The sequence below is a fragment of the Providencia sp. PROV024 genome, assembly GCF_032709665.1.
Classification (GTDB): domain Bacteria; phylum Pseudomonadota; class Gammaproteobacteria; order Enterobacterales; family Enterobacteriaceae; genus Providencia; species Providencia huashanensis.
The window spans coordinates 3,627,628-3,652,410 of the sequence record NZ_CP120545.1 but is presented as its reverse complement, the minus strand read 5'-3'; the positions used below and the strand labels follow the sequence as shown (position 1 = coordinate 3,652,410).

The 24,783-nt window shown below is 41.4% G+C and carries 17 protein-coding genes and 1 riboswitch; of the genes, 10 read left to right on the top strand and 7 right to left on the bottom strand.

What is annotated here, in order from left to right; translation table 11 throughout:
- Positions 1–57: 57 nt before the first annotated feature.
- Entirely contained in the window at positions 58–2,430 is a 2,373-nt protein-coding gene (gene lptD / locus P3L56_RS16805) for an LPS assembly protein LptD (protein ID WP_042846392.1), read from the bottom strand.
- Between the two features lie 181 nt (positions 2,431–2,611).
- Between lptD and djlA the strand changes: the two genes are divergently transcribed.
- A complete protein-coding gene (gene djlA / locus P3L56_RS16800) occupies positions 2,612–3,427 on the top strand; it encodes a co-chaperone DjlA (protein ID WP_042846004.1) in 816 nt (271 codons plus the stop codon).
- Positions 3,428–4,259: 832 nt separating this feature from the next.
- Here the strand turns inward: djlA and rluA are convergent.
- From rluA to thiB, 6 genes are all read right to left on the bottom strand, one after another.
- Positions 4,260–4,913 carry a bifunctional tRNA pseudouridine(32) synthase/23S rRNA pseudouridine(746) synthase RluA gene (gene rluA / locus P3L56_RS16795; protein WP_166685719.1) on the bottom strand — a complete coding sequence of 218 codons (654 nt, stop codon included), beginning with the start codon at positions 4,911–4,913 and terminating at the stop codon, positions 4,260–4,262.
- Between the two features lie 135 nt (positions 4,914–5,048).
- Positions 5,049–7,955 carry an RNA polymerase-associated protein RapA gene (rapA, locus tag P3L56_RS16790; protein WP_129466391.1) on the bottom strand — a complete coding sequence of 969 codons (2,907 nt, stop codon included), beginning with the start codon at positions 7,953–7,955 and terminating at the stop codon, positions 5,049–5,051.
- Positions 7,956–8,344: 389 nt separating this feature from the next.
- The gene (locus tag P3L56_RS16785) at positions 8,345–10,696 is read right to left on the bottom strand and encodes a DNA polymerase II (RefSeq protein ID WP_210831330.1); all 2,352 of its coding nucleotides are present in this window, start codon (positions 10,694–10,696) and stop codon (positions 8,345–8,347) included.
- A gap of 62 nt (positions 10,697–10,758) precedes the next feature.
- Positions 10,759–11,469: a thiamine ABC transporter ATP-binding protein ThiQ gene (gene thiQ, locus P3L56_RS16780; RefSeq protein ID WP_210831331.1), complete on the bottom strand. Its 711-nt coding sequence runs from the start codon at positions 11,467–11,469 to the stop codon at positions 10,759–10,761.
- Positions 11,462–13,066, bottom strand: coding sequence for a thiamine/thiamine pyrophosphate ABC transporter permease ThiP (thiP, locus tag P3L56_RS16775; RefSeq protein WP_166685717.1), 1,605 nt, complete (start codon positions 13,064–13,066; stop codon positions 11,462–11,464). The genes thiQ and thiP overlap by 8 nt, the downstream gene beginning before the upstream one ends.
- On the bottom strand, positions 13,042–14,046 hold the full coding sequence (gene thiB, locus P3L56_RS16770) for a thiamine ABC transporter substrate binding subunit (protein WP_048606295.1): 1,005 nt from the start codon (positions 14,044–14,046) through the stop codon (positions 13,042–13,044). Before thiB ends, thiP begins: the two co-directional genes overlap by 25 nt.
- 52 nt (positions 14,047–14,098) lie before the next feature.
- Positions 14,099–14,196: riboswitch (TPP riboswitch) on the bottom strand.
- Positions 14,197–14,308: 112 nt separating this feature from the next.
- On the opposite strand from thiB, the gene rppH reads away from it, so the two are divergent.
- The 9 genes from rppH (at position 14,309) to recC (ending at position 24,775) form a co-directional block, all read left to right on the top strand.
- Positions 14,309–14,842, top strand: a complete 534-nt coding sequence (gene rppH / locus P3L56_RS16765; protein ID WP_042845994.1) for an RNA pyrophosphohydrolase — start codon at positions 14,309–14,311, stop codon at positions 14,840–14,842.
- 3 nt (positions 14,843–14,845) lie between these two features.
- Complete coding sequence (gene ptsP / locus P3L56_RS16760) at positions 14,846–17,092, top strand: phosphoenolpyruvate--protein phosphotransferase (protein ID WP_048606297.1); 2,247 nt, start codon at positions 14,846–14,848, stop codon at positions 17,090–17,092.
- Between the two features lie 235 nt (positions 17,093–17,327).
- On the top strand, positions 17,328–18,224 hold the full coding sequence (lgt, locus tag P3L56_RS16755; protein WP_042845990.1) for a prolipoprotein diacylglyceryl transferase: 897 nt from the start codon (positions 17,328–17,330) through the stop codon (positions 18,222–18,224).
- A 109-nt stretch (positions 18,225–18,333) separates the two neighbouring features.
- Positions 18,334–19,185 (top strand): thymidylate synthase, encoded by an 852-nt coding sequence (locus P3L56_RS16750; RefSeq protein ID WP_042845989.1) that lies wholly within the window; start codon positions 18,334–18,336, stop codon positions 19,183–19,185.
- 315 nt (positions 19,186–19,500) lie between these two features.
- Complete coding sequence (locus P3L56_RS16745; RefSeq protein ID WP_225833046.1) at positions 19,501–19,986, top strand: prepilin-type N-terminal cleavage/methylation domain-containing protein; 486 nt, start codon at positions 19,501–19,503, stop codon at positions 19,984–19,986.
- Entirely contained in the window at positions 19,980–20,597 is a 618-nt protein-coding gene (locus tag P3L56_RS16740; RefSeq protein WP_048606299.1) for a prepilin peptidase-dependent protein, read from the top strand. Before P3L56_RS16745 ends, P3L56_RS16740 begins: the two co-directional genes overlap by 7 nt.
- Entirely contained in the window at positions 20,597–21,040 is a 444-nt protein-coding gene (locus P3L56_RS16735) for a DUF2509 family protein (protein WP_129466384.1), read from the top strand. Before P3L56_RS16740 ends, P3L56_RS16735 begins: the two co-directional genes overlap by 1 nt.
- Complete coding sequence (locus tag P3L56_RS16730) at positions 21,037–21,423, top strand: prepilin-type N-terminal cleavage/methylation domain-containing protein (protein ID WP_129466383.1); 387 nt, start codon at positions 21,037–21,039, stop codon at positions 21,421–21,423. Before P3L56_RS16735 ends, P3L56_RS16730 begins: the two co-directional genes overlap by 4 nt.
- On the top strand, positions 21,401–24,775 hold the full coding sequence (recC, locus tag P3L56_RS16725; protein WP_272686210.1) for an exodeoxyribonuclease V subunit gamma: 3,375 nt from the start codon (positions 21,401–21,403) through the stop codon (positions 24,773–24,775). Before P3L56_RS16730 ends, recC begins: the two co-directional genes overlap by 23 nt.
- Positions 24,776–24,783 lie beyond the last annotated feature (8 nt).

The window sequence follows — 24,783 nt, the reverse complement described above, 5'->3', positions numbered from 1 at the left end:
GAAGTATTTAGAGTAAATGCATCTCAAATTATTCAGAATAAACGATGCTATTTGTTATCAGAAAGCACGTTGATAAGGCATAATACCTCGGCTCAACATTTCCTGACTACCTAAACTATGATTGTTATTTAGGCCTCTAAGTTCCACATTGATTGACCATTTATTATCATATTCGCTGCTGAACTTTTCTTTTTGCCAACCGACAATCTTACGTTCATAGCCAAGGTTGACTGCCCAACAACAGGTATTATATTGCAACCCAACCAGTTGGCTCGCGGATTGTTTTTGTTTTGTATCATAATAATATGAGCCGACAAAACCCCAGCGATCATTCAATGGCCAACTAACAACCGTACCTACCTGTGAAATACCTTGTTGATATTCAGGTAGGGTATAGGTGTAGCCACCATTTGCCACATCATCACGACGGAAGGTTGCTTGAATATAATCGCGGTCAACAAAACGGTAGTTCAACTGAACTAATCTATCTGCATCTAAACGATATTCTGCAACAGCGTTCCCCATAGTGACATTGCCTAGACGACGGTCATACTGTAAACCACCGCGCATTCCCCAATTATCATCGATGCGCCACATGGTATCAGTGGCCCATAATAAGGAACCGGTATTACTTTTATCATCAATTGGGCGGTTAGAGTCACCCGCACGAGGGCGTTCGAAATAATAAATTTGCCCAACGGAGAAATTAAAGCGCTCAGCTAAACTATCATCATAGAGGCGAGTTGTAACACCCGTAGTGAGCTGATTTGCTGAGGCTATACGGTCAAGACCACTGTATATTCTGTCACGGAACAAACCGCTGTAATCCGATTGTAATAATGAGGAATCGAAGTTATTGATATTGTCCTGATCTTTATACGGAATATACAGGTACTGTACGCGTGGCTCTAATGTTTGTATAAAATCGCTTCCTTGGTAGAGGTCGCGCTCAAAAACGACTTTTGCGTCACTTTTGAACATTGGGAGAACACGGCTTACATTTTTCTCTAAATTTTTATCAGTATTAGAGCGGGGTATGTCTTGGTCGTAATGGGTAGCATACAATTTAATGCTATTGTTCATATTTGCCCAGCCATTTGATAATGGCAGGTTCACCTCAGGTTCGAAGTGTAAACGTGTTGCATCAGGGTTGTTTTTACCCACACTAGTAAAACGAGCCGCTTGCGCATAGGTATGAAAATCGAAAGCGCCTAAATTATTTTTATAATAATTAAAGTCAACTTGCGGCTCCGCTTTATATGCGCGTTTGTTTGGGTTATCAGCAAAGATCTGGAACTGCTTATGGGTAACTTTAGCATTCCAGTTAGTATCTGAATAACCGGCACTGAATTTTTGGGTGGCATAACCATCAGTGGTACTACCGTATTGGGAACTAAAATCTGTAAAGTAGCTTGGGTCGCTTACTTTGGTATAGTCTGAGCTAAAATTCCAATGCCCTGCATAGGTACCTGAATGGCGCCAGTAGAATAACCAGCGGTCATCGCTGTCACGCTTTTCACGTTTACCACGTTCTTTATCTTTACTGTAGGCTCTGTCATGCTTCAGAAAGTCAAATGCAACGGTACCTGTTCCTGGTGTTATTAGATAACGGAATTCATTATTTAACTTAACACCACGGTGTGTCATAAACTGTGGGGTGATAGTTGCATCGTAGTTCGGTGCAATATTCCAATAATAAGGTAAAGAAAACTCTAAACCGTCATTAGTTGAATAGCTACCTGTTGGAATTAAGAAACCGGAACGACGCTTGTTACCAATAGGCAACTGCATATATGGGCTATAAAAAATTGGCACATCACCAACTTTAAAGCGCGCATGCCAAATTTCAGCGACTTCTTCTTCTCGGTCGATAATTACTTCTGAACCAGCAACGCTCCAGCTATTATTGCCAGGTAAGCAGGTGGTGAAAGTCCCATTTTCCATAATGGAATAACGGTTTTCATCACGCATCTTCATTTTTGTTGCGTCACCACGTCCCTGACGGCCTACCATCATGTAGTTACCATCATTTACATCGGTATTTTTGTTATCTAAATTCGACCATGCTGAAGGGCCTTTTAAGATAATTTGCGGATCATCGTAATGAACATTACCGGTTGCGGTCACTTCACGTACAGGAGGCTCACCCGCCGTTTCTGTTTGGGTGAGTTTGACGTTATCAGCGGTTAATGTCTGGTTCCCTTGTTGAATATCGACATTACCGTCATATTCAACAAAATTAGGGTATTCGCCACGGACATCTTCAGCAGTTATGTGAATAGGCAGGTTGTTGGGGTCACCCTTTACAATAGGTTTTGTATATACAGGGACACCCAGCATACACTGCTGTGCAAGGTCAGCATGTGCTTGCTGACTATAAATTGCCGCCCATACCATGGTGGCAAGTAGTGTTGGATAGCTTTTTTTCATCATTAAATATGCGGTTCCGTCATAATTGGCACAGCCAGCAAACGCTCAAAGACTAACTTAGCCAACCACTTTGCGCCAGTATAATGTAAAAAACTTTACGCGCGGGTAGTTATGCATAGAGCAGAATGAATAGTATGATAATGCAAAATTGCATTCTGAGCATTGAAGAATTGAGGGATATATGCACTATTGGGGTAAAATTATTGGCGTTGTACTCGCAATCGTCTCTGGATTGGGCTTTTGGGGGGCGCTAGTAGGGCTAATTATTGGGCACGGTTTTGATAAAGCATCGATACAACGTAAGTTCGCTGGGGCGATGAACAAACGTGATCGGCAAATCATTTTCTTTGCGAGTACCTTCCAAATTTTAGGTCATTTAACGAAGTCGAAAGGCCGTGTAACTGAGACAGATATTCAGCTTGCATCAAATTTGATGGATAGAATGCAATTGCATGGAGAGACCCGAAAAGCTGCCCAACAGGCATTTAGAGAAGGTAAATCTCCTGACTTCCCATTACGTGATGTATTAAAGCAATTACGTATGGCCTGCTATGGTCGTTTTGACTTAATTCAGATGTTTCTGGAAATTCAATTACAAGCCGCTTTTGCGGATGGGCAGTTGCATCCGAATGAAAGAAAAGTGTTGTTTATTATCGCGGAAGAGTTAGGGATTTCAAAAGCCCAATTTGAGCAGTTCTTAGATATGATTCAAAGTGGTCGCCAATTTGGCCAAGGGTACTCTCAGCAGCAATCTGGGGGCTATTATCAACAATCAAATGGCCCAACCTTAGAAGATGCCTGTAAAGTGCTTGGTGTGTCTCCTAGCGATGACCCTACAAAAATTAAACGTGCTTACCGTAAATTAATGAGTGAACATCACCCAGATAAGCTGGTGGCGAAAGGTTTACCCCCTGAAATGATGGAAATTGCTAAACAAAAAGCCCAATCAATTCAAGCGGCTTATGATCTAGTCAAGAAGGAGCTGGGCTTCAAATAAATTTCCCTGTCATATTTCGCGCCGCAGCGTTGTTGGCTGCGCTCGCGCACCCTAGTCACATACTTTTGTATGCTCCTAGGGATTTGCTCTCTTGCCGCCTAGCTGCAACACGAACTATTTAAGGGAAATCAGGTTAACGAAGAAAAGCCAAAAAACCTCGCTTTGTTGTCTTCATCCACGAACCCCTAGTTACGTAGTTATCTACGCTCTAGGGATTTCTCTCTTGCCGTCTAGCTGCAACACGAACTATTTAGAGAAAGTCAGGTTAACGAAGAAAAGCCAAAAAACCTCGCTTTGTTGTCTTCATCCACGAACTCCTCGTCACGTAGTTATCTACGCTCTAGGGATTTGCTCTCTTGCCGCCTAGCTGCAACACGAACTATGTAAGGGAAATCAGGTTAACGAAGAAAAGCCAAAAAACCTCGCTTTGTTGTCTTCATCCACAACCCCCTAGTTACGTAGTTATCTACGCTCTAGGGATTTGCTCTCTTGCCACCTAGCTGCAACACGAACTATTTAAGGGAAATTAGGTTAACGAAGAAAAACCAAAAAACCTCGCTTTGTTGTCTTCATCCACGACCCCCTAGTTACGTAGTTATCTACGCTCTAGGGATTTGCTCTCTTGCCACCTAGCTGCAACACGAACTATGTAAGGGAAATCAGGTTAACGAAGAAAAGCCAAAAAACCTCGCTTTGTTGTCTTCATCCACGACCCCCTAGTTACGTAGTTATCTACGCTCTAGGGATTTGCTCTCTTGCCACCTAGCTGTAACATGAACTATTTAGGGTATGGCAGAGGGGGGATTAATCAAACGATCAAATAAATTTAGCGTTAAAAATCGGGTTGGCAGGTAAAATGCATTGGTGTGCCATATTCAGGATGAGTGATATATAACTCCTGAGCATGTAACTGTAAGCGTGGTGCTAGGGATTTTGCCTCATCGTGAGCATAGAAGCGATCACCAAGGATAGGGTGCCCTAAAGCCAACATATGTACCCGTAATTGATGGGAGCGGCCTGTAATTGGTGAAAGCTTAACGCGAGTTGCTTGCTCTTCATATTGCAAAACTTGGTATTGCGTTTGAGCTGATTTCCCCGTTTCAAAACACACCTTTTGCTTAGGGCGGTTTGGCCAATCACAAATTAGTGGTAAATCAATTAAGCCTTCTTCTTTTTCTAAATGGCCCCATACTCGAGCAATATAGACTTTTTTCGGCTCCCGTTCCCTAAATTGGCGTTTAAGCTCCCGTTCTGCGGCTTTATGCAGGGCAACAACCATTACGCCACTCGTCGCCATATCCAGACGGTGGACAGATTCTGCCGTAGGAAAATCACGCTGAATACGACTCATAATGCTGTCATGGTGCTCTGGCGCTTTTCCCGGCACAGAGAGTAGCCCGCTTGGCTTATTCACCACAATAATGTGGTCATCTTGGTATAACACAAATAGCCAAGGTTCAATGGCGGGATGATAGGGTTCCATCATAAAATATGTAGCTCCCAAAGCTCTTAAAAAATTCTCCCTCAGATGAGGGAGAAGTCAGTCATGATTTTAAATTAGGTTAGCTATAATTCAAACCGTTAATAATAATCGATATGAATGGGCTGCCGTGTATACATCTTACTGATGCGTCACCACAACTAAGCGAATAGCATCTAAACGCCATGTTGCTTGGTCAATATTAGTGATCAGTTGTTGGCGCTCTTCCTCGATAATATCCAGTTCTTCATCACGAATATTAGGGTTAACCGCTTTAAGGGCTTCTAAACGAGAAAACTCCAACGTTAGTGCTTTGTCGGCGGCTTCTTTAGCGCTCTCTATCAAGGCTTTGGCTTCTGTTTCCACCATAGGTTCAGATAAACGCAGTACAGAATGCACTTCATTTTGCACCGCATTGACCAATTTGCTCGCCATATGGCGGTTAATCGCATTTAATTGACGGTTAAAACTTTCAAACTCAACTTGAGACGATAAGTTATTGCCTTTTAGGTCAATTAATAAACGCACAGGCGTAGCGGGTAAGAAACGGCTAATTTGCAGGTGCTTAGGCGCTTGAGCTTCCACAACGTAAATTAACTCTGTCAGCAAAGTACCTACGGGGAGAGCTTTATTTTTTAATAAAGAAACCGCGCAGCTACCTGTATCGCTGGATAACACTAAATCCAAGCCGTTACGGATAATTGGGTGCTCCCAACTGATAAATTGCGTATCTTCGCGTGAAAGTGCCTGTTCCCTATCAAAAGTAATGGTACAGCCATCTTGAGGAAGGCCAGGGAAATCAGGGACTAACATATGGTCAGAAGGCGTCAGAATAATTAAGTTATCACTCTTATCTTCTTGGTTAATTCCAACGATATCAAATAAGTTTAGTGAGAAATTGACTAATTCAGTGTCATTATCACCTTCACCAATTTCTTGAGCCAATAGGTTACCAGACTCCCCGCCGTTAGAATGCATTTCCAGTAAACGGTCGCGCCCTTGTTCCAATTGTAGTTTTAAGCTGTCATGTTCTTCACGACAGGTTTTGATAAACTCATCGAAACCGTCGGTTACCGTTGGGTCGGCCATAAATTGTAATAATGGCTGATAGTACTTATCGTAAATTGCTCGACCCGTTGGGCAGGTATGCTCAAAGGCATCTAAACCCTCGTGATACCAGCGCAGTAGAACGGATTGTGCCGTATTTTCTAAATACGGGACGTTGATGGTGATATCACGGTTTTGGCCAATCCTATCTAAGCGGCCGATACGCTGTTCTAATAGGTCCGGGTTGAAGGGTAAATCAAACATCACTAATTGGTTTGCAAATTGGAAATTGCGGCCTTCAGAACCAATTTCAGAGCAGAGTAACACTTGTGCGCCTTCTTCTTCGGAAGCAAAGTAAGCTGCCGCACGGTCGCGCTCTAATAGTGATAACCCTTCATGGAATACGGCTGCACGGATACCTTCGCGTTCGCGTAAGACTTGTTCTAATTGAAGTGCGGTTGCAGCTTTCGCGCAGATTACTAATACTTTTTCATGGCGGTTAGCGGTTAAAAAGCCCATCAACCATTCAACGCGTGGATCGAAGTTCCACCAAGTTGCATTTTCACCTTCAAATTCTTGGTAGATTTGCTCTGGATAAAGCATTTCTTTGGCGCGTGTTTCGGTGTCTTTTTTTGCTCCCATAATACCTGCAACTTTAATCGCTGTTTGGTATTGGGTTGGCAATGGCATTTTTAAAGAATGCAATTCGCGGCGAGGAAAGCCTTTTACTCCGTTACGCGTATTGCGAAATAGCAGCCGGCTAGTCCCATGACGGTCCATTAACATGTTAATTAGCTCTTGGCGCGCAGCCGTACCATCTTCACTCTCAACATTTGCTGCTTTTAATAGCGGTTCGATGTCTTGCTCTTTAATTAATTCATTGAGCAAGTTTTGCTGGTCGTTTGTCAGTTTTTCACCAGAGAGCAGTAATGAAACGGCATCGGCAACAGGGCGATAATTTTCTTGTTCTGCAATAAATTCTTGATAGTCATGGAAACGGCTAGGGTCCAGCAAACGTAAACGCGCAAAGTGGCTTTCTTGGCCTAGTTGTTCAGGTGTGGCGGTAAGTAGCAGAATAGAAGGAACATTTTCAGCTAATGTTTCAATAACCTGATATTCACGACTAGGGGCTGATTCACTCCACTGTAAGTGGTGTGCTTCATCAACAACCATCATATCCCAGCCAGCTTCAACGAGTTGGTCAAAGCGTTGCTTACTGCGACGCACGAAATCGAGTGAACAAAGCACCAGTTGTTCAGTTTCAAATGGGTTATCACTATCGTGTTGTGCTTCGCTATAACGGCTATCATCAAATAAAGAAAAACGTAGGTTAAAGCGGCGTAGCATTTCGACTAACCATTGGTGCTGTAAGCTATCTGGTACAATAATTAATACACGCTCAGCACGCCCAGCGATTAATTGCTGGTGGATAATCATCCCTGCTTCGATGGTTTTTCCTAAGCCAACTTCATCGGCTAATAACACACGAGGGTGGTGGCGTTTACCCACTTCATTTGCGATATGTAATTGGTGTGGGATCAAACTGGCTCGAATGCCACGTAACCCTGTCGCTTGGTGCTTAACTTGCTCACTTTGGAATTTACGCGCACGATAACGCAAGGCAAAGCGATCCATACGGTCAATTTGGCCAGCGAATAAGCGGTCTTGCGGTTTATTAAACGTGAGCTTACTGTCAAGAAACACTTCCCTAAGACTTACATCTTTTTCTTGTGTATCTAAGCGAGTGCCGATGTAAGTTAATAATCCCTTGTCTTCTTCAATGCTTTCAACTTGAAGCTGCCAGCCTTCATGGCTAGTTATGGTATCACCTTCATTAAACATTACTCGGGTAATAGGGGCATCGCTGCGTGAGTAGAGGCGGTTTTCTCCACTTGCAGGGAAAAGTAACGTGACCATACGGGCATCAATCGCCACAACGGCACCTAATCCAAGTTCGCTTTCTGTATCGCTGATCCAGCGTTGACCAAGAGTAAATGGCATAGATTTAATTTAATTCCATAAAATTGAGAGTTTATTTTTAGATTTTTTAAGACAATTTTTATCGGTATCTTCGCTCATTATTGGTATAACCCGTTATGAGTCACACAAGGAAGAGTTCGAGTTATTTTTAAAAAAAGTCAGTACCTGATGATTAATTATACACATTTAATAATTCAAATTGCAGCAATGTGAGTGAATAGACCCATATCGTTAAGTGGAAAGGCTGTTGTGGATTTATCACAAGGCATACCATTTGAATTATAACGAGTATCGTTGATTATCGCGCATTATTTGTGCAGTCAGATGTGCGATACATCAAAGGGGCGATATATTAATTCAACCAGAGCTTATCGTCACCTGTTAAAAAAACACCAAAGCGATATTAAATTTTAAAACAAAAGTGTAATTTGCCCAGTGAGTAAGGCATCAAAGTCATCTTGTAAGAAGGGGAGAATGGCATCAGCTATTGGCTTAATTTGTTTCAAAATATAGTGTTCGTAATCTGGCTTTGCAGTGATTTTTTCAAGGGGTTCTGGCCCTGCTTGGGTAATAATATAGCTGATCCAGCCACCATTTTGGTACTGTAAAGGGCGTTGCAATTTTAAATTATAGTCATCCGCAGCGCGGGCTGCTCGAACATGGGGGGGCACATTTTTTTGGTAATCGGTTAGTTTGCGCCGTAGGCGTTTACGGTAAATTAACCGGTCGTCATACTTCCCTGTTCGAATGTTTTTTATATATTCGCGAATATACTCATGGTATGGCTGACGATGGAAAATGAGGGTGTACAGCTCTTTTTGGAATATCTGGGCTAATGGCGTCCAGTCAGAGCGGATAGTTTCCAGCCCCCTAAATACCATAGTGTCTTTACTCAACCCCGCATAGCGTTTTTTACTGCCCATTTCCGCACCACGTACAGTTGGCATTAAGAATCGGCGATAGTGGGTTTCATATTCCAGTTCTAAAACACCATTTAATTGCAACTCATCCCTTAAATGGTTTTTCCACCAGTTATTCACGTAATCACGTAAGGCAAACCCTATTTTTTGCGCTTGTTCTTCATTGTGAGCCTCACGTAGCCAGACAAATGTGGAGTCGGTATCACCATAAATAACTTGATAACCTTGGGACTCAATCAGGCGTTTTGTGGTACGCATAATTTCATGCCCACGCATGGTAATCGACGCTGTTAGCCTTGGGTCGAAGAAACGGCAACCTTCTGCGCCCAATACCCCAGCAAAGGCATTCATAATAATTTTAAGCGCTTGAGATAACGGAGCGTTATGTTCTTGTTTGGCTTTATCGCGTTCTTGCCAAATATGGCTAACAATATCAGGCAAACAATGTGTTTTACGGGAAAACCATGCTTGGCGGAAACCCGGAACCGAATGTTGTGGGTCTGGGTGTGCTAACCCTTCGATCATCCCTGCGGGGTCAATTAAAAAAGTCCTAATAATTGAAGGGTATAGGCTTTTAAAATCCAAAACTAATACGGAGTCATATAACCCAGGTTGGGAATCCATGACAAAGCCCCCGGGGTTTAGCTGGGATTTTTGTTCCATCAAATTTGGAGCAACAAAACCAAGGCGGTGTAAACGTGGAATATACAGGTGAGAGAATGCAGCCACTGAACCGCCCATTTTATCCACGGCAAGGCCTGTTACAGTTGAGCGTTCTTGCAAGAATGCCATTAAATCTGTTTTTGCAAAGATGCGATGCACTAAAATGCAGTCTTGAATATTGTAGTGAGCCAAAGCGGGTTTATCATGGGCGAAGCGGCGGTTAATTTCATCCATTCTGTCGTATGGAGTATCAATCGCTTTACCTTCACCAAGCAATTCTTGGGCAACAAATTCTAAGCTAAATGACGAAAAGCTCCAAGTGGCTGCTTTTAAGGCATCAATGCCATCAATAATTAACCGGCCTTCAGCGGAAGCGAAAAATACCCCTTGTTTAAAACCATGTTCCCGCCATTCGAGTTTTTTACCTTGCCGGCCAAGTAATAGTGGAATGCCATAACGCTCAGCATGTTTTTGTAAAACTTGTAGGTCGAATTGGATTAAGTTCCAACCGATGATGGCATCAGGGTCGTATTGTTTCAGCCATTCATTAAGTTTCTCAATTAATTGAGGCCGGCTATTCACATAGACTAGGCGGTAATCCCCCCCTCGCGCTGGCCCTTGAACTGGGCCTAACATAAACACGACGTTGTCATTGCACCCTGATAAGCCGATTGAATATAGCTCACCATGTTGGCTCGTTTCTATATCAAGAGATACTGCTTTGATAGCGGGACGATAACCTTCACAGGGTTTAAGTTGATACTCACCTTGTTGAGTCTGAGAAAACCAGACTGGCGCAGTAATAAAGCGCTCCATTAAGTAGCGTTCACAAGGGCGAATGTCTGTTTCTAATAATTCGACGCCTAATTCACTGCAATTTTTGCTGAGATTTTGTAATTGGCGGTATTGATGACAATAAATGGCATACACTTTTTCCCGTTGAAAATCGGCCAATTCAACCCGCCGATAGGTGACATTAGGTTGGCTATCTAGCAAAGGCTTTACAATAGAAAGTTTAGATTCGGGTAAAAAACCAATCGCTTTTTGATAAGGAATAGTAATTTTTTGAGGGCGTGTGTCGGTAAGCAACCAATAAGTGACCTCGACACCTTGACGGGTGTCTCGCCAGTGGCGGCTAAGAATAAAGCCTTTTTCTGCGGAGGTCATAAGTTGAGACATTTAGCTACTCGCGTGACAAAATATCCTATAAATATACGCGAATAGTGTGAATTTATACAGTGTTAATTGTGAGTTCGTGTCGAGATGTTAAGTAAGGTTGAGGCAGGACTTTTACCCTGCAATAACTGTTGAGTCGTACCATCGTAGGCAATCACACCATCAGCAATGACCAATGAGCGTGGTGCTATTTGTAGCGCATCATCAATATTATGTGAAACCATTAATAAGGTGATTGATTTTTCTTCACAAACTGATTTAAGCAACAAGAGCATTTCACTGCGTAGGGCAGGGTCTAAAGCAGAAAAGGGCTCATCAAGCAGTAAGATTGGTTGATTGCGGATAAGGCAACGGGCAAGGGCAGCACGCTGACGCTGCCCTCCGGAAAGCTGTGCTGGTAATCTATCTAAACAATCGCGCAGGCTAACATGATCAGCCATCAGCTCTACTTGTTGCATTTGTGCTTGAGTAAGCCGCAAGCTAGGGTGTAGCCCCAAACCAATATTTTGCCTAACGGTTAAATGTGCAAATAAATTATTTTCTTGAAATAACATGGAAACAGGGCGTTTTGCAGGGGGGGTAAAGGTATGGTTTTCGCTATTTAATTCAATAGCCCCAGTTTTAGCAAATTGAAACCCACTGATTAAACTTAATAACGTACTTTTCCCTGCGCCACTGGGCCCCATAATAGCGACGCATTCCCCTGATTTTACTGAAAAATCAAATAACATAGTTAGGTTATCGTATTGGTAGTTCAGTTGGGTCAGTTTAATCATAATGTTTTCCTGAAATGCGTTCTAGCAAGCTAAATAAGCAAAAACAGAGCAGTAATAGTAACATCGCAGTGACTGCACCATCATTTGTTCGATAAGCACCAATTTGTTGATACAGGTAATAAGGCAGGGTAAGGAAGTTTTCATTACCAAATAAGGCGACAACACCGAAATCACCGATGGAAATAACACAAGCGAATGCGAGAGCTTGTGCAATAGGTTTGCGTAATGCTTTTAATTCAATGATTTTAAAGCGGTTGATGCCTGAAATACCCAATGACTGGCATAAAGGATTATAACGTTCTGCCATATCCCGCATAGGGTTTTCGAGAACCTTTAATGCGTAAGGAATAGCGAGTAAGGCATTTGTCATAATAACTAAAGGGTAGGGTGTTTCTGGTAACCCAATCGTTTCATTGAAAAAAATGAAGAAGCCTGTTGCTAATACGATCCCTGGCATAGCCAGAATAATTAGCCCACTCAGTTCGATAGCTTGACCAAGGCGTAAGGCTTGACGTAAACGCAATTCACGGCTGCTCCATAGCAGCATTAAGGTCAATATAACGCAAACAAAGCCGGCACATAGTGCGATGAATAAGGAAGTGCTGGTGGCTTGCCAAAGCGCTGATTGTTGTAAAACAGACCAAAGTTGCCCATTTAAGCCATCTAAAATAACGGCTAAAAGCGGGGGGAGTAGCAATAACATGGCCGCAATGATAAACAATGCATCACGAATACGGCGAAACCAATTATCTGTTGGGTCAACCCATTGAGCTTGTTGACTAAAACCAACTGAAAATAAACCATTAATTTTTTGGCAAATAAACATCAGGCCGACACAGAAAAAAAGCTGGATAAGCGCTAAAATAGCGGCTCTTCCTAAGTCAAAATCGTAGTTGAGTGCTTGGTAAATCGCGAGCTCAATGGTTGTGGCAGCGGGGCCACCGCCGAGGGCAAGAACTGTAGCAAAACTTGCAAAGCACAACATAAAAATTAAGGCTGCAGTAGGCAGAATTTGCCGACGCAAATAAGGCCATTCTAAAATCGTAAATTGCTGCCATTCATTAAACCTAAGTTGTGCAGCAATTTGCCGCTGCTCAATAGCTATATTTTCTAATGATTGTAATAGCATACGAGTAGCTAGGGGCATATTAAAGAATATGTGAGCCAACAGGATGCCTTTTAAGCCATAAGGGGAGAATTGGTAGTTGATACCGAATAATTGGGCTAATTTTCCTAACCAACCAGTTTGCCCATAGACCGATAAAATACCAAATACTGCAACTAAAACTGGTAATACTAAAGTCATCGCACACAAACGTAGGAATAAAGTTCTTCCTACAAAGCGGCGGCGATAAAGGGCTCTAGCCAAAAAAATAGCGGGGATCACCGAAAGAACGGCAGATAAAAAAGCCTGCCAGAAGGTGAAGCCAATCACATGCCATAAATAGCTATCGCTAATAATTTCATTAATCGATACTTCAGGCGCGAAAAACCAAAGTGCACCAAGACTAAGAAGTGCAACAGTGATTAATAAGCCGGAGGCGAGTGCCCCCGGCAGTAAGGACCGATTCATTAACGACTGACGGCAGCTTGCCATAAACGAGTCCATGTCTGACGTTGTTTGGCAACTTCTTGTGAACTAAATTGCAGCGCCTTATTAGGGAGTGGTAATTGGTTATACACTTCAGGTAATGGGGTATCAATAACCGGATACATCCAGTTTGTGGTTGGTAATGTATCTTGGAATTCAGGTGTTAAAATAAACTGTAAGAATTGCTTAGCTAGTTCAGGTTGAGGGCTGTTTTTAAGCCTTGCTGCCACCTCAACTTGCATATAGTGGCCTTCGCTAAATAATGCCGCTGCATAATTGTCTTTTTTATCATTTAGCATTTGATAACCGGGAGATGAAGTATAACTTAGGACAAAGTCACCTTCCCCTTTTAAAAACAAACCGTAAGCTTCACTCCAGCCTTTAGTGACCGTTAACGTTTTAGCCGCCATTTTTTGCCATGCATCGGCAGATTTATCACCATATAATTTTTCTATCCATAGCATTAACCCAAGCCCTGGCGTACTGGTTCGTGGGTCTTGGTAAATAATTTTCCAATTATTATCGCTAGTTAGCAGATCATCCATACTGGTTGGTGGTTGTTTTATTTTATTTGTGTCGTATATGAATGCGAAATAGCCATAATCATAAGGAATAAAGGTTGAGCTATCCCATTCAATAGGCAGTTTTAAGGCGTTGGTATTGATGTCAGCGGGTGCGAATAAACCTGTTTTTTCCGCAGAATCTAACAAGTTGTTATCTAAGCCTAAAATGACGTCAGCTTTACTTTTTTTGCCTTCCATTCTTAGGCGATTGAGTAAAGCAACACCATCACCCAATGCGACTATTTTTAAATCACAGTCACACTGTGCTTCAAAATTCTTCTTAATCTGTGGGCCCGGCCCCCATTGCGCAGCAAAGGAATCATAGGTATAGACAGTGAGTGTGGGTTTTTCGGCCCAAGCGAGTTGGCTAAAACTAAGTGCACTAAGCGTAAAAACTGATGCTATAATTTTGTTTTTTAACATGCTTTTTCCTGCGCTAAAAAGATAGTGACACAGGATTTGAGGGGAAACCGATGCATATCGGTAGCTCAAATCCCTACGCCGGTATTAACCGGATCAGGTTCTACGGGTTATTTCTCAGCCTAAACATATTTGGCACCCCGTTGAGACGTTCACTATTGTAGAGACTTCAGACATATCTGCAAACTGTATTGATATAGGTTTACCAGTTTGGGTATGTGTGAAACAATTAGGCATCTTTCAAATTTGGTTATTGAGGTAGTCTGTGATTGATGATGATGGCTACCGCCCGAATGTAGGAATTGTAATTTGTAATCGGCAAGGGCAAGTTCTATGGGCCCGCCGCTATGGTCAGCATTCCTGGCAGTTTCCTCAAGGAGGCATCAATCCAGGGGAATCGCCAGAACAGGCGATGTATCGTGAGTTATACGAAGAAGTCGGGCTACAGCGTAAAGATGTCAGGTTATTGGCATCTACCCGTAATTGGTTACGTTACAAATTACCCAAGCGTTTGGTGCGTTGGGATACAAAACCTGTTTGTATCGGGCAGAAACAGCGTTGGTTTTTACTTCAACTTCAATGCAATGATGCAGATATAAACGTGCAGCGCAGTAAATCGCCAGAATTTGATGGCTGGCGATGGGTCAGTTATTGGTATCCTGTCAGGCAGGTAGTTTCTTTCAAGCGGGAAGTTTATCGCCGTGTGATGAAAGAGTTTGCGCCAGTTGTTATGCCTCTACAGGAACAAAAATTACCGCAACGGCCTGTTTTTAATAATCGTAGGCGTGGGGCAAAGTAGCCGATGTTGATGCGTTTACGTGACATTGTCGAAAAAGTTGCTATGGCAACTAGTTTGGCAGATGCACTAGAAATATTGGTGAATGAAACTTGCAAAGCGATGCGGACGGATGTTTGTTCAATTTACTTAGCTGATCACCCTCGCCAATGTTATTACTTAATGGCAACCCGCGGGTTAAAAAAACCTAGCGGGATTGCTATACGCCTTGGTTTTGATGAAGGCGTGGTTGGCGCTGTCGGGCGTCAATCTGAAATGCTCAATTTGGCTGATATCCGTGAGCACCCCCAATATAAATTCCTTCCTCAACTCAAAGAAGAACAGCTCAAAGCTTTTTTAGGTGTACCTGTGGTCTATCGGCGTCAGCTATTAGGCGTTCTTGTCGTGCAACAGAGAGAGAAAAGGCTATTTAACGAAACTGAAGAATCTTTCATGGTGACGTTGTCGATGCAACTCGCGGTGATCCTATCGCAAGCTCAAACAAAAGGTGTTTTTGGGCAATATCGACAAAATAGAATTAAAGCCATACCCGTCTCACAGGGGATTTCAATGGCTTATGGTTGGCAAGATAACTCTCAGCCATCTTTTGAAAGTATCAGTCAAGCTAGTGCTATTGATATTGAAGGGGAAAAACAGCGCCTTATTACTGCCTTAGAAAGTGCAACTGCGGAATGCCGTCGTATTAGTAAACGTTTTATGGCTAGCTCTGCAAAAGAAAGCGCTGCAATATTTGATCTTTATAATCACTTGTTAAGTGATCCTCAACTTAAAAAACATCTCTTTGCAGCTATTGAAGATAAAGCAACCGCAGAATGGGCCGTAAAAACAGTCATTGAAAATTATGTCGAGCAATTTTCTCGCTTACGTGATCTGTACTTAAGAGAGCGAGGCGCAGACCTGAAAGCGTTAGGCCAGCGTTTATTATTCCACCTTGATGACTCATTAACACTGAACGAACAGTGGCCAGAACGTTTTATTTTAGTTGCGGATGAACTCAGTGCTAGCGTACTTGCTGAATTACCGATTGAGCAACTAATGGGTGTAATAGTGCGTGATGGGGCAACACACTCACACTCTGCTATTTTGATCCGCGCAATGGGGATACCTGCGATTATGGGGGCAGATATTGAGCCTTCGTTATTGCACAATCGCCATTTAATTTTAGATGGTTATCGTGGTGAAGTCTTCATTGAGCCGGAAAACCTGATTATTCAGGAATATCAGCAAATCATTGAGGAAGAAAATGTTATTAGCCGATTGGCGGAAGGCACCCTTGAGCAAGATGCAACACTGAAAGATGGTGAACAGGTCTGTATTTATCTCAATGCAGGTTTAAGCCCCCGTTATGAGCAACAAATTAATACTGGTGTTGATGGTATTGGCTTATATCGTACTGAACTTCCTTTTATGCTACATAATGGGTTTCCTTCAGAAGATGAACAAAAACAGCTGTATAAGGAAGTACTACAACTGTTTCCCTCAAAGCCTGTGGTACTAAGAACTTTGGATATTGGTGCAGATAAACAGTTACCTTATATGCCAATTAGTGAAGAGAACCCGAGCTTAGGTTGGCGAGGGATCCGGATCATGCTAGACCAGCCAGAAATATTTTTGATCCAATTAAGGGCGATGCTGCGAGCTAACGCGCTTTCAGGCAATTTGCGTATTTTATTGCCGATGGTAACCAGTATAAATGAAATTGATGAAGCTATTGTCTTGATCAAAAGAGCAAAAGAAGAAGTGAGCCTGTTGCTAGGAACACCTATCAATATGCCGCAAATAGGGGTAATGCTGGAAGTTCCCTCCCTATTATTTTTACTACCAGAAATAAAAAAGCGGGTTGATTTTATTTCGATTGGTACCAATGACTTTACACAATATTTACTTGCTGTTGACCGCAACAACACACATGTGGCGGCACTATATGATAATCTTCATCCCGCGGTCGTGCGTTTTTTAGCGAAAGTGAGTGAAGAATGTCAACGTATTCAGCTGCCTGTAAGTGTTTGCGGTGAAATGGCGGGACAGCCACTTAGTGCCATGATATTGATTGCGCTGGGGTATCGTTCTTTAAGTATGAGCGGGCGTAGCGTTCCTCGTATGAAATACTTAATCCGTCAGCTAGACCCAGCCTTGATGTCTGAGCTAGTGCCAAAACTATTGGCTGCAGAAACCTGTGATAGCATCAGACAGGAGGCAAGTGAGTTTATGGAGAAACATCGTTTAGGTGGCTTTGTACGTGGTGGAATTTAATTCAGTCATCATGTCTGGACTAACGTCAATGATGAGTGCCTCTCTGCTATTGGCGCTTATGAAGCCAAGGGAGCGCTATTTTAATTAAGTGTTTAAATTAGGTGGGAGCAAATAATTTTGAGTATAAATTACTATACTTTTTATTGTATGCTTTCGTGTGCTTCGAATAAATTGAAGTCTATTGAATATTTTATAGCCGATGACTGATTGGCTTAATTATTAAAAGTGGGGAACGATGAGTAACAGCTACTTAGCATTTCCGGAAATTGATCCTGTTATGTTCTCAATTGGGCCAGTATCGCTGCACTGGTATGGTTTTATGTACCTTGTGGGTTTTGTTTTTGCACTATGGTTGGCTGGGCGACGTGCCGCAAAGCCTAATAGTGGATGGACAAAAAATGAGGTTGAAAATTTACTCTATGTTGGGTTCGTAGGTGTATTCGTCGGTGGCCGACTTGGTTACGTTTTCTTTTATAATCTTCCTGTTTTTCTTGATGATCCCCTTTATCTGTTTAAAGTTTGGGATGGCGGGATGTCATTCCATGGCGGTTTAATTGGTGTAATATGCGCCATGATGTGGTTTGCCCACCGTACGCGCCGCCGTTTTTTACAAGTTTCAGACTTTGTTGCTCCATTGATCCCATTTGGTTTAGGTATGGGCCGTATAGGTAACTTTATTAATGGGGAGCTATGGGGACGAGTGACACTGGATACGCCATGGGCATTTTTATTCCCTCATTCGCGCAGTGAAGATATTCAACTTGCAGCCCAAGACCCGTCATTATTACCTATTCTTGAACAGTATGGTGTGCTACCAAGGCACCCGTCTCAGCTCTATGAGATGTTCTTAGAAGGTATTGTCCTATTCCTTATTCTTAATTTATTTGTTCGTAAACCTCGCCCAATGGGGAGTGTTTCCGGGCTATTTTTAATTGGTTATGGTGCATTTAGGATCATAGTTGAGTTCTTTAGGCAACCAGATGCCCAATTAGGGTTATTTAGTGGGATCAGTATGGGGCAAATTCTATCAGTTCCAATGATTATTGTTGGTATTTTGATGATTGTATGGGCTTATAAATATGGTAAAAACATCCCAGCACACAAGCCATTAAAAGAGCCTAAAAATAGTTAATTAACCCGATTGTAAGGGCTAGCTGTACACCTTAAAACGACTCTTTTATTAAAGGAAAAGGGTAGGGTGCTAGCTAGCCACTTAAGTTATTTTGAATAAGAGAGTGACTATGAAGCCGTATCTTGAGTTATGCCAACGTATTATTGATAAAGGACAGTGGGTTGAAAACGAGCGGACAGGTGTTCGCTGCTTAACGGTTATCAATGCTGACCTTGAATACGATGTTGGCAATAACCAGTTTCCTTTGATTACGACTCGTAAAAGCTTTTATAAGGCTGCAATTGCTGAGCTCCTTGGGTATCTACGCGGTTATGATAATGCAGCTCAATTCCGCGAAATTGGTTGCAATACTTGGAATGCTAATGCCAATGAAAACCAAGCATGGTTAAATAACCCCCATCGTAAAGGGGAAGATGACATGGGGCGAGTATATGGTGTTCAAGGTCGCTCATGGCAACGTCCCGATGGTACGTATTTAGACCAACTGAAAAAAGTCGTTAATAATTTAAAAAATGGCATTGATGACCGCGCGGAAATCATCACTTTTTATAACCCCGGCGAATTTGAAATGGGTTGCCTGCGTCCTTGTATGCACACTCATACGTTTTCACTGTTAGGTGACACCCTTTATTTGACATCCTATCAACGTAGTTGTGATGTTCCGCTTGGTCTTAATTTTAATCAAGTTCAATGCTTTGTTTTACTTGCATTAATGGCTCGTATTACTGGTCATAAAGCAGGTAAGGCTTACCATAAAATTGTAAACGCACATATTTACGAAAATCAGTTGCCTTTAATGCGAGATGTTCAGCTAAAACGTGAACCTTTTGCGTCTCCTTCATTGGTTATTAACCCTCAAATTAAGTCATTGGATGATATTGAAACTTGGGTAACCACAAATGATTTTACTTTGGAAGGGTACCAATGCCATGAAGCAATTAAATACCCTTTCACTGTGTAATAAATAAATTGTTTGATAGCTAAGGTGGCCTGAAAGTAAAAGTCACCTTAGTGTTTTTATTCGTGCATACCACATTTCCCTCCTTTGGTTGTTTCTATCCTTTCGTTGAATCCAATCTTGTCTGGCTATCAAAATTTTTTCTTGTGTTTATTTCTACATGACTACTTTTTTGCGAAAAGCTTCGCAAACATGGCTAAACATTGTGTGAATTCCATATGAGGTTGCGAAGCTCTACGCAAGATGGATCAACCTAACTCGCTATATAGTTTTTTTTCGCCAATATCCACTTTGTGTATAAAAATGGAAGAAAAGGCGATGAAACAGAAGCAAAGTCATACCCAACATGGGTTCACTTTAATTGAGATCCTCTCAGTGTTATTTATTTGTTCTTTAACAACTTTATCTGGTATGCATCAGTGGAAACAGCATCTAGAAAAGCAACGGTTAATTGATGCTGCAAGGCAACTATCTGAGTTTATTTATAGTCATATGATGGAAGGTGTTTACTTAAATAGGCATCAGTTGTTATCAATCAAGATTGGTAAGGAGGGCTGGGGGATATCTGTAAAGGATGCGAATACCCGCCAAGAAATAGGGAAAATAACAGCGGATAAGTATCAAGGAATTGAACTTATTAGGGCTAGTCGTCACTCAGTCGATTTATATGGCAAGCAAGGTACAAGCCGCGCGTTTAGCTTCGAATTAAGAAATAAAGATACTGATATTTCTATTTATATTTCGGCCTTAGGGCGGATTAGGGCTTGCAGTAAGAAAAATATTGTTGGGTTACCCAAATGTTAAACAGGGCTAGCATTGATGGAAATAAAACACCAGATAAAAACCAAGGTGGTTTTACATTAATTGAAATGTTAATAGCAATAGTAATAAGTAGCTTTGTATGTGTTGCTGCTATGAATAGTATCCCCGCCATTTTTAAGCAAACTTATCGCGCTTATTTCCAATATCAACTTGATAGAGAAGTTAGGCAGGTCTTGCTGAATATGGAAAAAGACTTCAGGCGTATTGGTTACTGTAGCAGTGCTCATTGTACTGGTGAGCCAATAAAAATTAGTGCTAAGTTCCTGAGTAAAATTAATAACTCGTGCATAATTTTTGCTTATGACCAAGACCTGTCTGGGCAGTGGGAAAATATTAAATCAAAAAAGACAGAGACTGATTATTTTAGCTATCGTTTTAATGGTGAGAAATTAGAATCTAACCGAAACGTTAGAAACTGTGATGGAACTCGTTGGCAATCATTGTTCGACCCTAATGTTGTTAAGGTCAAACGGCTATCGTTCAATTTGTTGAAAAACAAGCGAATATTAGAAGTGTTTTTAGCAGTAGAAACTCGGTTGTTACCTAATCAAGTATTTAATTACCAGTTTGCTGTATTTCTTAGGAATCTATAATGGGGCTAATAAAGCAGCAAAATGGGAGTGTCGCTTTAGTGATGGTGGTTGTGCTAATGACCATGGGGTTGATACTCATTAAATCACTGCATTTTTACCAAGAGCGGGCTTTCGAAGAATGGCGCAAAGAAGTTCGGTATTTTAGCGGGTTTAATCGAGCAGAATCGGCACTTGCTTGGGGGGCTACACTATTGTGGGATATCCATTCACGTAACTATAAAACTTGGTTTTGCCAGCAAAATACAAACCGGAAATGGAAAAGTTGCCTAAAACATTACAAAGGTTCAAATTTTATTTTATCGGGGCAAAGTGATTATCAGTTTGGTTTAGAAATAAAAGTTTATCGTTGGGTTATATTGGATGTTAATAAGCAGCAAGTTATACCGCGTTCGAAGGGCTGGTTAGACTATTGCCCTGTGACAAAAAAAGGGTTTTGCCAGTGAAAATAGAACAGCAAGGCTTTGCATTAATACAATCAATCATTGCAACCGCAGTTTTTGCTATCTTATTAATAGCTTTGCTAAACTATACGCAATATATCGTATTGAATTTTAATCAATTGTATAAAGATTCAACGGCGGTAAGGGTCTTGCATAGTCGATTAGAAAAGCAGGGGGCAGTCGGTGATGAAACCTATTCTGAGGAAATCTCTTCCATTGGGGCGGTTTTACGTTACCCTGAATGGAAAATAGAGCAAACTCTTACGCACCCTGTTAAATATTGTACAGAGTCGATGGCTTCACTACTAATTTCAAGGCAGCGATTTTCGTTAAGCCGCTGGTACTGCTCAATAGGAGAGCATCATGTTTCAGGTTTATCATTCTAATCAATTAGATTTATTAAAAGAGTTAATTGCTCATTTAATGAAAAATGAACCACTTCCTCACCCTTTTGAGCAAGAAATTATTTTGGTGCAAAGCCCTGGTATGTCTCAGTGGCTACAAATCGAGTTAGCAAAGCAATTTGGCATTGCTGCAAATATTAATTATCCATTGCCAGCAACATTTATTTGGGACATGTTTAGGCGGGTACTCCCTGATATTCCTAAAGAAAGTGCATATACGAAACAAGCAATGACATGGAAATTGATGACAATATTGCCAACCGTGATTGATGAAGAAGAGTTTGAACCTTTAAGGCATTATCTTCAGCAAGATACAGACAAACGCAAGCTGCATCAGCTTGCAGGGAGAATTGCTGATTTATTTGACCAGTATTTAGTTTATCGTCCTCAATGGATTGAAAAATGGCAGCAAAATGAAGAGATTGAAGGGTTAAGCTCGAATCAATTATGGCAAAAGCGCTTGTGGCAATGCCTTGTTGATTATTCAAACGAATTAAAACAACCGCCTTGGCACAGGGCAAATTTATACCAAAGCTTCATTAATAAGCTGTTAGAAGTGCCTGATTTAGGAAAAATGCTACCAAAACGTATTTTTATTTGTGGCATTTCATCACTTCCACCTACGTATTTGCAGGCTCTTAATGCTATTGCAGAACATACGGACGTTCATTTAATGTTTAATAACCCCTGCCGCTATTATTGGGGGGATATTCAAAGTGCATCATTTTTAGCTAAGTTACAGCAGCGTAAGCTACGCCATTATCTTGATAAACATGAAATTTCTCGGTTTAAGGCCGAAGAACATAGCCCGACCTTATTTAATGAAAATGGTGAGCAAAATATTGCTAACCCATTGTTAGCGTCGTGGGGGAAACTTGGTAGAGACAATTTATATTTTATTGCCCAACTTGATAACGCCAATGAAATTTCTGCGTATGTAGATACAAAGCGTGCAAATTTATTAGAAAATATACAGCAAGATATCTTAGATCTGGAAAATCATGCACAGCTAGGAACGACATTAGAAAGTTATGAAACGAGTTCAGGCAAACGTCCAATAAGTGAGCTGGATGAATCTATAACATTTCATTCGTGCCATAGTGCGCAGCGGGAAGTTGAAGTATTACAAGACCGGTTATTAGCACTTTTTGAGCAAGACCCGACATTAACTCCGCGTGATATTATTGTGATGGTTGCGGATATCGATAGCTACGCACCTTATATTCAGGCTGTTTTTGGTAATACGGCATCTTCTCGCTATATTCCATTTTCAATTTCAGATAGAAAAGCACTACAAGCTCACCCAATCTTACAAGCATTTATTACGCTACTCGATTTACCTCAAAGCCGTTTTTCGACGGAACAGGTGCTTTCTTTGCTTGAAGTCTCCTCTTTTTCCCGCCGATTTGGGATCGATGAAAGCGAGTTAAGTTTATTGCGTCGATGGGTTAATGAATCGGGGATCCGCTGGGGGCTTGATGATGATAATGTACGCTCTTTTGCTCTCCCTGTTATTGGCCAGAATACTTGGGAATTTGGCTTAAGCAGGATGTTGCTTGGTTATGCAATGGATAGCCGAAATGGTCCTTGGAATGGTATTTTACCATATGATGAATGTAGTGGGTTAGCCGCGCAACTTGCTGGCAAACTCGCATTATTAATAAATACATTAAGGGAATGGCGAACCTTATTAGAGCAAGAACGTTCACTGAGTGAATGGAAGGAGCTTTGTCAGCCATTACTGGATAGCTGTTTTATGGTTGATAGCGAAACTGAGTTGGTATTAACGTTATTAACAGAACAATGGCATCAAATTATTGATAATGCGATAACATCAGGATACGACAAGCTCATTCCACTTCGTTTAATCCGTGATGAACTCTCAGTGCGTTTTGATGACGAGAAGATAAGCCAGCGTTTTTTGGCTGGTTCGGTTAACTTTTGTACTTTGATGCCAATGCGCTCAGTCCCATTTAAAGTTGTTTGCTTATTAGGCATGAATGATGGTGCTTATCCTAGAAATATTCCACCGCTAGGCTTTGATTTAATGACTGAAAAATCAGTCCGAGGGGATAGAAAACGGAGGGACGATGACCGTTATCTATTTTTAGAGGCATTGAACTCAGCAGCTAAACAACTCTATATTAGTTATATAGGGCTATCTATTCGTGATAATCAACCTTGTAATCCATCAGTATTAGTGACGGAATTGCTTGATTATATTTGCCAAAGTTTTTGTTTGGTAGGCGATGAGTCGCTTACCATCGATGAAAGTGCTAAGCGTTTAAATCAAAGGTTAGTTATTCAACATAATAGAGTACCATTCGCAAAAGAAAATTTCCTCCCTAAAACACCTTACCAAAGCTTTGCTAGTGAGTGGTTACTCGCAGCAAAAACAGCCAATAGAGTTGATGAACCATTTTGCTCTGTACTTGAAACTCGAGAACCTATTACGGATATTTCTCTCGAACAATTGTTACGATTTTATCGTCACCCAATTCGGGCGTTTTTCCAACAACGGTTAAAAGTGCATTTTTCAATTGAAGAAACAGAGTTGCCAGAAGAAGAGCCATTTACCCTTGGTCGGTTACAACGTTATAAAATTAATGATCAAATTTTAGATTTGCTTGTCAAAGATGAAAGCCCAGATCCATTTTATTTCGCTTTGAAAGCTTCAGGTCAGTTACCGGCTAAGCAATTTGGCCAGCTTTTTTGGGAGCAGCAGTTAACTGAGATTTTACCATTAGCTGAAAAAGTTAAAGAATATGACAGGCAACTTTTTGACTATCCTATTGATTTTGAAATAAATAGGGTAAAAATTACTGGGGTACTTAAAAATGTTCACGAGACAGGTTTATTACGCTATCGACCAGCTTACTTAACCGCTAATGATGGGGTCCAGTTATGGATTGAGCATTTATTATTTAACTCGCAAATTGGTGAAGGGGACAGCCTATCACTAGGTAGGGATAATAGTATTTGGCAATTTTCATCTATTAGCAAAGAAGATGCTTTGGGGTATCTACAAGACTTAATAACAGGGTACTGTGAGGGTTTTGATTCACCCCTCATCCTTCTAAATCAAAGTGGTTGGAATTGGATAACGGCTTGTTTTGATAAAAAGACAAAGCAGTATGATTTTTCAAATGAAGAAACACAACAAAAAGCACTGTCGGCTTTGCTTCAAAGTTTGCAAGGAAGCCAAATGAAAAAAGGTGAGATGGAAGATGATTATGTGTTGCGAGCATGCAGAAATATTGATAGCGCTATGATCCAATCGCTTTTATTAAACACTCAGCGGTTCTTATTGCCGATGACAAAATACTTGAAATAACGGGAGAG